The 12,252-nt window shown below is 69.0% G+C and carries 12 protein-coding genes and 1 pseudogene; 1 reads left to right on the top strand and 12 read right to left on the bottom strand.

The window, feature by feature from the left end:
• The 4 genes and pseudogenes from AC3A46_RS04770 to AC3A46_RS04785 form a co-directional block, all read right to left on the bottom strand.
• Positions 1-571: pseudogene (locus AC3A46_RS04770) on the bottom strand (hypothetical protein); the annotation flags it as partial.
• A gap of 121 nt (positions 572-692) precedes the next feature.
• The gene (dnaE, locus tag AC3A46_RS04775; protein ID WP_487664207.1) at positions 693-4,163 is read right to left on the bottom strand and encodes a DNA polymerase III subunit alpha; all 3,471 of its coding nucleotides are present in this window, start codon (positions 4,161-4,163) and stop codon (positions 693-695) included.
• A gap of 158 nt (positions 4,164-4,321) precedes the next feature.
• On the bottom strand, positions 4,322-4,771 hold the full coding sequence (locus tag AC3A46_RS04780) for a DinB family protein (protein WP_487664062.1): 450 nt from the start codon (positions 4,769-4,771) through the stop codon (positions 4,322-4,324).
• 9 nt (positions 4,772-4,780) lie between these two features.
• Positions 4,781-5,350, bottom strand: coding sequence for a GNAT family N-acetyltransferase (locus AC3A46_RS04785; RefSeq protein WP_487664063.1), 570 nt, complete (start codon positions 5,348-5,350; stop codon positions 4,781-4,783).
• A gap of 129 nt (positions 5,351-5,479) precedes the next feature.
• Here AC3A46_RS04785 and AC3A46_RS04790 point away from each other — a divergent pair, with 129 nt between their 5' ends.
• A complete protein-coding gene (locus tag AC3A46_RS04790; RefSeq protein WP_487664064.1) occupies positions 5,480-5,956 on the top strand; it encodes an NUDIX hydrolase in 477 nt (158 codons plus the stop codon).
• A gap of 12 nt (positions 5,957-5,968) precedes the next feature.
• Here the strand turns inward: AC3A46_RS04790 and AC3A46_RS04795 are convergent, their stop codons facing one another.
• The 8 genes from AC3A46_RS04795 to AC3A46_RS04830 form a co-directional block, all read right to left on the bottom strand.
• Complete coding sequence (locus AC3A46_RS04795; protein ID WP_487664065.1) at positions 5,969-6,889, bottom strand: RluA family pseudouridine synthase; 921 nt, start codon at positions 6,887-6,889, stop codon at positions 5,969-5,971.
• Between the two features lies 1 nt (position 6,890).
• Entirely contained in the window at positions 6,891-7,700 is an 810-nt protein-coding gene (lspA, locus tag AC3A46_RS04800; RefSeq protein ID WP_487664066.1) for a signal peptidase II, read from the bottom strand.
• A gap of 3 nt (positions 7,701-7,703) precedes the next feature.
• Positions 7,704-8,282, bottom strand: coding sequence for a DivIVA domain-containing protein (locus AC3A46_RS04805; RefSeq protein WP_487664067.1), 579 nt, complete (start codon positions 8,280-8,282; stop codon positions 7,704-7,706).
• A gap of 135 nt (positions 8,283-8,417) precedes the next feature.
• Positions 8,418-8,717 (bottom strand): YggT family protein, encoded by a 300-nt coding sequence (locus AC3A46_RS04810; protein ID WP_056367105.1) that lies wholly within the window; start codon positions 8,715-8,717, stop codon positions 8,418-8,420.
• Positions 8,718-8,726: 9 nt separating this feature from the next.
• Positions 8,727-9,191 (bottom strand): cell division protein SepF, encoded by a 465-nt coding sequence (locus AC3A46_RS04815; protein ID WP_310291761.1) that lies wholly within the window; start codon positions 9,189-9,191, stop codon positions 8,727-8,729.
• A 32-nt stretch (positions 9,192-9,223) separates the two neighbouring features.
• On the bottom strand, positions 9,224-9,910 hold the full coding sequence (locus AC3A46_RS04820; RefSeq protein ID WP_487664068.1) for a YggS family pyridoxal phosphate-dependent enzyme: 687 nt from the start codon (positions 9,908-9,910) through the stop codon (positions 9,224-9,226).
• Positions 9,911-11,068 (bottom strand): cell division protein FtsZ, encoded by a 1,158-nt coding sequence (ftsZ, locus tag AC3A46_RS04825; RefSeq protein ID WP_487664069.1) that lies wholly within the window; start codon positions 11,066-11,068, stop codon positions 9,911-9,913.
• Between the two features lie 176 nt (positions 11,069-11,244).
• Positions 11,245-12,252 carry an FtsQ-type POTRA domain-containing protein gene (locus tag AC3A46_RS04830; protein ID WP_487664070.1) on the bottom strand — a complete coding sequence of 336 codons (1,008 nt, stop codon included), beginning with the start codon at positions 12,250-12,252 and terminating at the stop codon, positions 11,245-11,247.

Consider the following 12,252-nt stretch of genomic DNA (forward strand, 5'->3'; position numbering starts at 1 on the left):
CCGGGCGCGCGGGCGCCGGGCGCGGCGACACCGGCCGCACCGGGCGGGCGCTGCGGTGCGCCGGAATCTCGGGGCGCCCGCGGAAGTCCTGCGCGAACGGGCCGATGAACGGCGCGGCCACGGTGAGCACGACGCCGGCGAGCATGAGGAAGAACTCGACCCACACGACCCAGGAGGCGAGGAAGACCTGGCCCACCGACAGCCGGACGAACGAGCTCCACAGCAGGGTCAGCCAGAGCACGGTGGCGACCGAGAAGGCGACGGACGCGAACTGGTCGATGCCGAGGGAGCCGACGCGGCGGATGCCCTGCGGTGACAGACGACGCAGCACGACGAGGAACACCGCGATGGTCGGCACGCCGATCATGAGAACCCAGTCGATGCCGCTGGTCCAGACGGAGGGAGCGGACTCGAACGGACCGTAGATCGGGAAGAACGACACGATGAACGCGACGATCCAGGTGCCCGCGAGGGCGACCTCGCGGATGGAGAACGGCCCGACGCCATACTGCGGCGGCTCTTCGGTCGCGACCGCCTCGTCGATGCTGGCGTTCTGCTTCTCGTCCGTCACGATGTTTCCTTCCGGCGAGCTCCCGAGGCTCGCGTCGACCTGATATTACCCACGGCGCATGAGACGCCGATGAGACGGCGCGACGCGCGGCGACCTGCGCCGGCGCACGCGCGCCCTGCTGTCATCCCAGGCACTGCGGCCCGAGAAGACCCTTGAGCTCGCCGTACAGATCCGGGGTGATCCGCACGGTGTGCGGCACCTCGAACACCTTCGCCACCGTGCCGCTGTGGAGCTTGAGCGACACCTCGGTGTCGCCCGCGTGGCGCTTCAGAGTCTGCAGGAGTTCGCCGACGAGCGCCTCGCTGGCGCGCCGCTCGGGCACCATCAGCACCAGGGTGCTCGATTCGTCCATGCTGCCGAGATCCGGCGAGAACGCGGACTGCGCGTGGAGGTTCATGCCGTCGTCGCGGCGCGACACGCGGCCGCGCACGACGAGGATCGAGTCGGCCTGCAGCATGTGCTGGAACTCGGTGTAGGTCTTGCCCATGAACATGACCGTGATCTCGCCGTCGAAGTCCTCGACGGTGATCATTCCGTAGGGATTGCCGCTCTGCTTGGCCACGCGATGCTGGACGCTCGTGACAAGACCGGCGATCGTCACCTGATCGCCGTCGCCCACGTCCTCCGAGGCCAGCAGGTCGTGGATGCTCGTCGAGGCGTGCTTCGCGAGCGGGATCTCGAGGCCGGCCAGCGGGTGGTCCGACACGTAGAGGCCGAGCATCTCGCGCTCGAAGGCGAGCTTGTCCTTCTTGGTCCACTCCGGCCGCTCGGGCACCTTGGCCGCCTGCTGGGGCTCGTCGTCCCCCCACAGTGAGTCGAAGTCGAAGCCGACCTCGCCGTTGGCCTCGCGGCGCTTGTCGAGCACGGCCGCCTCGGTCGCGTCCTCATGGATCTCCATGAGCGCGCGCCGCGTCGAGCCCATCGTGTCGAACGCGCCGGCCTTGATGAGCGACTCGACCGTCCGCTTGTTCGCCACGTGCACCGGCACTTTGGCGAGGAAGTCGTGGAAGCTCGAATAGGGGGTCTCCGCCCGTGCGGCGACGATGCCGTCGACGACGTTCGCGCCGACGTTGCGCACCGCACCGAGGCCGAATCTGATGTCTTCGCCGACGGCCGCGAAATAGCGGATGGATTGTCCGACGTCGGGCGGCAGCACCTTGATGCCCATGCGGCGGCACTCGTTGAGGTACACCGCCATCTTGTCCTTCGAGTCGCCGACGCTCGTGAGGAGCGCGGCCATGTACTCGGCGGGATAGTGCGCCTTGAGGTAGGCCGTCCAGTATGAGACGAGTCCGTACGCCGCGGAGTGCGCCTTGTTGAAGGCGTAGTCCGAGAACGGCAGCAGGATGTCCCACAGCGCCTGGATCGCGGCATCGCCGAAGCCACGCTCCTTCATGCCGCCCGAGAAGCCCTCGTACTGCTTGTCGAGCTCGGACTTCTTCTTCTTTCCCATCGCACGGCGCAGGATGTCAGCCTGGCCGAGCGAGAAGCCGGCGACCTTCTGCGCGATCGCCATGACCTGCTCTTGATAGATGATCAGGCCGTAGCTGATGTCGAGGATGTCCTTCAGCGGCTCCTCGAGCTCCGGATGGATCGGCGTCACCGGCTGCAGGCCGTTCTTGCGCAGCGCGTAGTTCGTGTGCGAGTTCGCGCCCATGGGGCCGGGACGATACAGCGCGATGACGGCCGACACGTCTTCGAAGTTGTCGGGCTTCATGAGCCGCAGGAGCGATCGCATCGGCCCGCCGTCGAGCTGGAACACGCCGAGCGTGTCGCCGCGCGTCAGCAGATCGTACGCGGGGCGGTCGTCGAGCGCGAGGTGCTCGAGGTCGAGCTCCTCGCCACGGTTCAGGCGGATGTTGTCGAGCGCGTCCGAGATGATCGTGAGGTTGCGCAGCCCCAGGAAGTCCATCTTGATGAGGCCGAGGGTCTCGCACGACGGGTAGTCGAACTGCGTGACGATCTGGCCGTCCTGCTCGCGTCGCATGATCGGGATGATGTCGAGCAGCGGCTCGGACGACATGATCACGCCGGCGGCGTGCACGCCCCACTGCCGCTTGAGGCCCTCGAGTCCGAGCGCGCGGTCGAACACCGTCTTCGCCTCGGGGTCGGTCTCGATCAGCGTGCGGAACTCGACCGCTTCCTTGTAGCGCGGATGCTGCGGATCGAACATGCCGTCCAGCGGCATGTCCTTGCCCATCACGGCCGGGGGCATCGCCTTGGTGAGCCGCTCCCCCATGCTGAACGGGAACCCGAGCACACGGCCGGCGTCCTTCAGCGCCTGCTTCGACTTGATGGTGCCGTACGTGACGATCTGCGCGACGCGCTCGGAGCCGTACTTGGCGGTGACGTAGTCGATCACCTCGCCGCGGCGGCGGTCGTCGAAGTCGACGTCGAAGTCGGGCATCGACACGCGGTCGGGGTTGAGGAAGCGCTCGAAGATGAGGCCGTGCTCGAGCGGATCGAGGTCGGTGATCTTCATCGCGTAGGCCACCATCGAGCCGGCACCCGAGCCGCGGCCGGGGCCCACACGGATCCCGTTGTCCTTCGCCCAGTTGATGAAGTCGGCGACGACGAGGAAGTACCCCGGGAAGCCCATCTGCAGGATGATGCCGGTCTCGTACTCGGCCTGCTTGCGCACCTTGTCGGGGATGCCGCCCGGGTATCGGTAGTGGAGGCCGCGCTCGACCTCCTTGATGAGCCAGCTGTCTTCGGTCTCGCCGTCGGGCACGGGGAACCGCGGCATGTAGTTCGCCGCGGTGTTGAACTCGACCTTGCAGCGCTCGGCGATCAGCAGCGTGTTGTCGCATGCCTCGGGGTGGTCGCGGAACAGCTGCCGCATCTCCTGCGCGGTCTTGATGTAGTAGCCGTCGCCGTCGAATTTGAAGCGGTTCGGATCGTCGAGCGTCGACCCGGACTGGACGCAGAGCAGGGCGGCGTGCGCGTCGGCCTCGTGCTGGTGCGTGTAGTGGGAGTCGTTGGTGGCCACGAGGGGGATGCTGAGGTCCTTCGCGAGCCGCAGGAGGTCCGTCATGATGCGACGCTCGATCGAGAGGCCGTGGTCCATGATCTCGGCGAAGTAGTTCTCTTTGCCGTAGATGTCCTGGAATTCGGCGGCCGCTGCGCGGGCCGCGTCGTACTGACCCAGCCGCAGGCGCGTCTGCACCTCGCCCGACGGGCAGCCGGTCGTCGCGATGAGCCCCTTGCCGTACGTCTGCAGGAGCTCGCGGTCCATGCGCGGCTTGAAGTAGTAGCCCTCCATGCTCGACAGCGAGCTCAGCCGGAACAGGTTGTGCATGCCCTCGGTGGTCTCGCTCCACAGCGTGGTGTGCGTGTAGGCGCCGGAGCCGGAGACATCGTCGCTCTTCTGCTCGGGCGTGCCCCACGCCACGCGCGACTTGTCGCTGCGGTGGGTGCCGGGCGTGACATACGCCTCGAGTCCGATGATCGGGTTGATGCCGGCGGCCTGGGCCGCGCGGTAGAACTCGAAGGCGGCGAACGTGTTGCCGTGGTCGGTGACGGCGATCGCCGGCATGCCGTACTCGGCCGCCGCCTGCGTCATCGCCCCGATCTTGGCCGCTCCGTCGAGCATCGAATACTCGCTGTGCACGTGCAGATGGACGAAGGAATCGGATGCCACGCATCGAGTCTAGGTTCGGCCGCCGACACCGGCCGCGGCATCGGTCGTGAGTCGCGGACTCCTGCCACGAGGTCCCTTCACCCTCGACTCGAGGGTGAAGGTCAGAGGTCTCAGAAGTCTTCGTCGAGGGCGTACTGGCGCCGCCACGACTCGGGCCGGTCGACCCCGAGGCCGTACAGGTAGCGGATGAGCTGGCCGTGATGCTGCGTCTCGTGCTCGAGCAGCGCCAGGGCGTAGGTGAGGGATGCCTCGTCCCCGGCGTCGAGCCCCGTGATCCAGTCGCCGACATCCGCAGAGGTCTGCACCAGTGCAGCGCGGAGGGCCGCGGCATCCGTCGTCTGGTCAGCCGTGACCGGGCTTGTGAAGCCCTTCCACTCCCCCGCTCTCGCGGCGCGCGGGTAGCTCTCGCGCGCCCCGAGGACGCACCACAGCTGGTGGCCGACCGTATCGGAGGGGAGGTCGGCGAGGTGCGAGCCCAGCTGTTCCGCAGAGACCGCGTCGACGAAGTCGAGGTAGAGGGTGTTCGCGCGGGAGAAGCGGCGGCGCAGCAGTTCGTTCACGCGTCCACGCTAGAGGTCGAGACGCATGAGCACGCGGGGAAACCCCGACAGCACCGAGGCGGTGTCGGCCGCCTTCACGAACCCGGCCGACTCGAAGAGCCGTCGGGTGCCGACGTACGCCATCGTGAGGTCGACCCTGTCGCGGCCGTTGTCGACCGGGTAGCCCTCGATGGCGGGTGCGCCCTGATCCCGTGCGAAGTCGATGGCGCCGGCGATGAGCGCGTGCATGACGCCCTTCTTGCGATGCCCCGGCCGCACGCGGAAGCACCAGAGCGACCACACGTCCTGCTCGTCGACATGGGGGATCTTGCGGAACGTCGCGAAGTGCGTCCGCGTGCGCGGCGCGACCGCAGCCCACCCGACGACATCGTCGCCGTCGTAGGCGAGCACGCCGATGGGACCCTCCTCGTCGATGAGGCGGCGCACGCGCTCTCCGCGCTCCGGACCCTTGAGCGCGAGGTTCTCCTTCGACGGGATGCGGTAGCTCAGGCAGAAGCACACGCTGGACGCCGGGTTCTTCGGACCCACCATGGTCGCGACGTCTTCATACACCGTCGCGGGTCTCACCTCGATCGACATGGCCACACTCTGCCCGAGGCATCCGACATCGTCCAGCGCCGTCCGGCCACCTGCTCGCCGGCGCCGATGCGCTGCCTCGCGCGGCAGTTCATGACAGGTGCGCCACGATGCGGCCCCTAGGGTGTCACCATGCCCACGCCAGACTTCGTGCTCGACCTGCGCCGCAAGATCGGCACCGACCCGCTCCCGCTCGTCGGAGTCACTGCCGTGGTCGTCCACGGCGAGAAGGTGCTGCTCGGCCGTCGCAGCGACAACGGGCGTCTCACCCCGATCACCGGCATCGTGGACCCGGGCGAGGAGCCGGCCGACGCCGCCGTGCGCGAGACCCTCGAGGAGGCCGGCGTGGTCTGCCGCGTGGATCGGCTCGCCTGGGTGCACCAGATCCCGCGGGTCACGTACGAGAACGGCGACCAGAGCGACTATCTGGATCTCACGTTCCGCTGCTCGTGGGTATCGGGCGACCCCCACCCCGCCGACGGCGAGATGACCGAGGTCGGCTGGTTCGAACTCGCGGACCTTCCCGACGAGATCAGCCCCGATATGCGTCGGCGTATCGCGTCGGCGCTCGTCCTCGACGGCGACGCCCGCTTCGAAGGCGGGCGCTGAGCGGGAGCGGGCTCAGTCGCCGCGCAGCTCCCGGAGCGCGTGCGCGAGGTCGGCCGGATACTCCGACGTGAACGTGACCCACTCCCCGGTCGCGGGATGCGCGAACGAGAGTTGGTGGGCGTGCAGCCACTGGCGCGTGAGGCCCAGTCGCGCCGACATCGTCGGGTCGGCGCCGTAGAGCGGATCGCCGACGCACGGGTGGCGGTGCGCGGCCATGTGCACGCGGATCTGGTGGGTGCGTCCCGTCTCGAGGTGGATCTCGAGCAGCGAAGCGCCCGGGAACGCCTCGAGGGTCTCGTAGTGTGTGACGGAGTCCTTGCCCTCGGGGGTCACCGCGAACTTCCACGAGTGCGACGGATGCCGCCCGATCGGCGCGTCGATGGTGCCCGCGAGCGGGTCGGGATGCCCCTGCACGACGGCGTGATAGATCTTCTCGACCTCGCGCTCCTTGAAGGCGCGCTTGAGCGCGACGTACGCCTGCTCGGTCTTGGCGACGACCATGAGGCCGCTGGTGCCGACGTCCAGTCGGTGCACGACGCCCTGGCGCTCGGCGGCGCCGGTGGTCGCGATGCGGTAGCCGCCGGCGGCGAGGGCGCCGAGCACCGTCGGCCCCTCCCATCCGAGGGAGGGATGCGCCGCGACGCCCGAGGGCTTGTCGACCACGACGATGTCGTCGTCGTCGTACACGATGCCGAGGTCGGGAACCTCCACGGGCACGACCCGCGGTTCCTCCTTCGGCGCCCACGACACATCGAGCCAGGCGCCGCCGCGCAGTTTGTCGGACTTCGTGAGCGTGCGCCCGTCCATCGTCACGCCGCCGGCTTCGGCGACCTCCGCCGCGAAGGTGCGCGAGAAGCCGAGCATCTTCGCGAGGGCCGCGTCGACACGGGCGCCGTCGAGGCCGTCGGGAACGGGCAGGCTGCGAGAGTCCACGTCAGAGCTGGGCGCCGGACTCGGGCCGCTTCGGGTCGTGGCCCGCCTCGTGCTCGGCCTCGTACTGCTCCGCCTCGCGCTCGGCCTCTTCCTCGACCTCGTGCTGCGCGGTCTCGCTCAGCGGGGGCAGCCCGCGCTCGGCGGCGGGGATGCCCGCGTCGGCGTCGGCGACGGGGAACTCGTCGCCGAAGCCCTCCACGGTACCGCCGGAGGCGAACTGATCGCCCTCGGCGCCGAGGAGCGTCTCGTCGTTCTCAGCCTCGTCGTCGCTCTTGCGGCTGTGGTCGCGCGTACCGTCCAAGTGAACCCCCACGAGTACCAGGAGTGCGATCGCGATCATGTCGCACACGATGAAGATGTCGGCGACGTTGTAGATCGCCGGAGACATGCCGGGGAAGAACCACATCCACGGCGTGTTGATGAAGTCCACGACGTGCCCGACGCCGAAGCCGGGGTCGCGGAAGAGCCGGTCGGTGAGATTGCCCAGGACGCCGCCGAGGAGGAGTCCGAGGGCCACCGCCCACAGGCGCGAGCGCACCCGCGTCGCGGCGAGCCACCCGATGACGACGGCGACGACGGCCAGCGCGATCGTGAAGATCCACGTGACCTCCTCACCGAGCGAGAAGGCGGCGCCGGGGTTGCGGGTCAGGTAGAAGCTCAGGAAGTCGCCGAGGACTTCGACCGGCTCCTGGTACGGCAGGTTCTCGAGCGCGAGAAACTTCGCCAACTGGTCGGCGGCCAGCACCAGCACCGCGAGAACCGCGATGATGGTGCCGGCCGCCGCCTGACGAAGGGGTGGTCGGCGCGACAAGGCCTAGAGGCCCAGCGCGGACACCGGCTGAGCGCCGGATGCCGTCGCCGTGGTCTCCAGGTCGCGCAGCTTGCCCTCGATGTAGCTGCGCAGCTGAGCACGGTAGTCGCGCTCGAAGTTGCGCAGCTCCGAGATGCGGCCCTCGAGCGTGGCGCGCTCGCGCTCGAGCTTCGAAAGCTCCTCGCGCCCGCGGGTCTCGGCCTCGGACACGATCGAAGCGGCCTGCGACTTGGCGTCGGAGATGAGCTGGTCGCGCTGGGCGATGCCCTCGGCGACGTGCTCGTCGTGCAGGCGCTGCGCCAGCTCGATGATGCCGGCGCTCGCTGCGGGAGCGGCGCCACCCGCGGCGGGGGCGGGTGCGGGCTCGGCGGCAGGCGCCGGGGCGGCAGCCGGGGCAGGCGCGGCAGCACCCGACTCGTACGCCGCCAGCTTGGCCTTCAGCTCTTCGTTCTCGGTGAGAGCCTTGCGCCACTCCACGACGATCTCATCGAGGAAATCGTCCACCTCGTCCGGGTCGAAACCCTCCTTGAAGCGGACGTGCTGGAACTGCTTGGTGACGACGTCATCGGGGGACAATGCCATGGTGATTCCTCTTTCGAGCGTCTGGTCGCTGGCCGATGTCGGGGCGGCCGCCGGCTGGCGGCCGTTCGTATCAGCAAAGCATAGTCATCGGTTCTGAGAGTGTCGAAGCCGGCGACCGGGTCGGAGTGAGTCGGTTCAGCCCGCGATGGTGCGGGTGATGCTGAGCAGGATGAAGCACAGCAGCATCGTCAGCGCGAACCCGAAGTCGATCGCGATCGCCCCCACGCGCAGCGGCGGGATGAAGCGGCGGAACAGCCTGATCGGCGGGTCGGTGACGGTGTAGATGATCTCCGCGGCGACGAGGCCGGCCCCCCGCGGGCGCCACTCCCGGTTGAAGAACGGGATCCAGTCCAGGACCAGCCGCGAGAGCAACACGAAGACATAGAGCAGCAGCGCGAGGTTGAGGATCGCTGCGATGAGTTGGACGACTGCCACGTAGCCAGATTACGGCTGCGCGAACGGAACCGACTCCGGATCCGCCTGCGCGACCGCTCCGTCGCCCGACACGGCGACGTTCTCGGGCGAGAGCAGGAACACCTTGCTGGTGACCCGCTCGATGCGTCCGTAGAGGCCGAGCGACAGGCCGCTCGCGAAGTCGATGAGACGCCGCGCGTCGGCGTCGCTCATCTGCGAGAGGTTGATGATGACCGGGATGCCGTCACGGAAGTTCTCGGCGATGACCTGGGCATCGCGGTACTGCTTGGGGTGCACCGTGAGGATCTCGTTGATCGCCGCGGGCGTCGGCTGACGCACGACCGCGGGTCGGTGGATCGGGGTCACGGGAGCAGCCGGCTTCTCGACGACCTGCTCGGACTTGCGAGCACGCGGCTGAGGCGCCGGCTCTTCGTAGACCTCTTCCTCGTCGGCGAGGCCGAGGTACACCATGGTCTTCTTGAGCGGGTTCGACATCTGATCCTCCGTAGTGCTCATCTGTTCCGAGGTTAACCGCGTTGTGGCCTGGGTCCGGTGATTGCCGAACCGATGCGTAGGTGTGTCGCGCCGGCCGCGATGGCCTCGGCGAAGTCCGCGGTCATGCCGGCGGAGATCCAATCGGCGTCGGGGACCACCGCGCGCACGAGACCCGCGAGACGGTTCAGCCGCTCGAACGCCGGCGCAGGCGGCTCGTCCAGCGGCGCGACCGCCATCACCCCGCGCACACGCAGCGAGGGCAGCGCGGCGGTGTGAGCGGCGAGGGCCTCGAGGTCGCCAGGGGCGACGCCGCCACGGCCGGGGTCGTCGGTGAGATTGACCTGCAGCAGCACGTCGAGGACCGCGTCTCCGGGCTCGGCCACGGCGTCGAGCGCGTCCGCCAGGCGGGCACGGTCGAGCGAATGGACGACGGATGCTGCAGCCCGGATGGCGCGCGCCTTGTTGGTCTGCGCCTGCCCGATGAAATGCCAGCGCAGTCCGTCGAGGTCTCTGACCTCGACCGTCTTGCGGCTGAACTCCTGCTGCCGGTTCTCCCCCACATCGCGCACGCCGAGCCCGTACAGCTCCTCGACGACCGAAGCCGGGTGGAACTTCGTCACGACGATGCGAGTGAGCTCGGACGGATCACGGCGCGCCGCGCGCGCAGCATCCGCGATCCGCTCATCGATCGCCGCGAGACGATCGGCGAGATCGCCCACTTACTTGAGGAAGTCGGGGATGTCGAGGTCGTCGTCGCCGAAAGCGGTGTCGTAGGACGACTCCGTGACGGCGCCGACTGCGACGGGAACCTGGGGCGTCTGCGTCTCGACGACGTCGCGGTCCTTCGCGGCCTCGTCGGCGGACGTCACCGGCAGTGCAGGGGCCGAGACGACGCGCGTGGCCGTGATCGGCTCGATGCGGGCCTGCGGCTCGCCGCCGTCGAATCCCGCCGCGATGACGGTGACGCGCACCTCGTCGCCGAGGGTGTCGTCGATGACCGTTCCGAAGATGATGTTCGCCTCGGGGTGCGCGGCCTCCTTGACCAGCTGCGCCGCGTCGTTGATCTCGAAGATGCCGAGGTTCGAGCCGCCCTGGATCGACAGCAGCACGCCGTGCGCGCCCTCGATCGAGGCCTCGAGCAGGGGCGATTCGACGGCGAGCTCGGCGGCCTTGATGGCGCGATCCGCGCCCCGCGCCGAGCCGATGCCCATGAGGGCCGATCCCGCTCCCTGCATGACCGACTTGACGTCGGCGAAGTCGAGGTTGATGAGACCGGGCGTCGTGATGAGGTCGGTGATGCCCTGCACACCGGCGAGGAGCACCTGGTCGGCGGTGGCGAACGCCTCGATCATCGAGATGCCGCGATCGCTGATCTCGAGCAGGCGGTCGTTCGGCACCACGATGAGGGTGTCGACCTCTTCCTTCAGGCGCGCGACGCCCGACTCGGCCTGCTGCTGGCGGCGACGACCCTCGAACGAGAAGGGCTTCGTCACGACACCGATCGTGAGTGCTCCTATCGACTTCGCGATCTTCGCGACCACCGGGGCGCCGCCGGTGCCGGTGCCGCCACCCTCGCCCGCGGTGACGAAGACCATGTCCGCGCCGCGCAGCGCCTCCTCGATCTCCTCCGCGTGGTCCTCGGCGGCACGTCGGCCCACCTCGGGGTCGGCGCCTGCGCCGAGTCCCCGGGTCAGCTCGCGCCCGACGTCCAGCTTGACGTCGGCGTCGCTCATGAGCAGCGCCTGCGCATCGGTGTTGATGGCGATGAACTCTACGCCCCGCAGGCCGAGCTCGATCATGCGGTTGACCGCGTTCACGCCGCCGCCGCCGACGCCGACCACCTTGATGACGGCGAGGTAGTTCTGGTTCTGGCTCATGCCGGCCTCCGTAGCCCTGGACCTGTCTAAACCTTCAACCTCTAGTAGAGGTATAAAGAATTGCCCGGTATGCAATTCCTTTGTCACGAAAGTAGGCCGATGCTGCGCGCGTGCGCGGACCGAGTCGGCGTGTCGCGCCATCTGGTACTCGAAGTCGCGTCGGAGGGCGTCGCAGGTCAGCGGACGACGACGGCGTCCGGCGACGAGACGTCGTACGAGAACACATCGGCGGGCGGACGCGCCGCCATGATCTTGTTCAGGGCGAGGGCCTTGTTCGCCGAATCCTCCGCGCTCCCCCACACGACCTGCGTGTTGGTGCCGCCGAGCTCGAGCGTCACGTCGTCGGGGGTGGACGCCGTGACCCCCGTGACCTGCGCCCGGATCTCGTCCGGCAGCGACCGCATCACCTGACCGGCCGCGGCGAACGCGCCGGAGTCCACGCCGCCCGTGATCGTGAGCACGGGCGTGCCGGCACTCGGGGTCGCGGTCGTCGACAGCGCGACGCCGGCCGCGTCGACGAGCGTGTAGCCGGCACGCGTCTCGATGAGGCCGATCGGCGTGCGCTCGACGATCCGCACCACGAGCTCGTGCGGCGGACGCGCCTCGAGGGCATACGTCTCGATGAGCGGGAACGCGACGAGCTCGGCCTTGATCGCGCTCTCGTCGACCAGAGGCAGCGGCGTGCCGAGCTGACCCGACAGGGCGGCGGCGACATCGCCCGCGACGAGCTGCTGTGCCCCGACCACGGAGATCTTCTCCACCCCGAACAGGGGACTGTACGCGGCGCCGAGCGTGCCGAGGGCCAGGAGGAGGACGGATGCTGCCGCACCGAACCACACCGCGCGCCGGCGACGCTGGCGCACGGTGAAGCGGCGGATCTCGGCGCGCAGCGCCTTGCGCCGGGCACGGGCGGCCCGCCACACCTCGCGGAAGCCCACCTCCGCAGCATTCAACCCCTCGTCCGTCGTCGCGTCGAGGTCGGACTTCGCAGCGGGCAACGGCGTCGGCGACGCCAGCGGAATGACGGGAGCCGTGGGATTCTCGTCGGGGGTCGGCTCGACGGGCTCGCGCGCCGGCGCCGGCGCCTGGTCGCGGGCGGGGCGCTGCGTGCGCGCCGATGCGGCCTTGTCCGCCGTGCCGCGCGAGGCGACCGGCGACTGCGGCAACGGCGGCGGGCGACGCAT

This window comes from Microbacterium sp. Soil_C_42 (assembly GCF_057656735.1).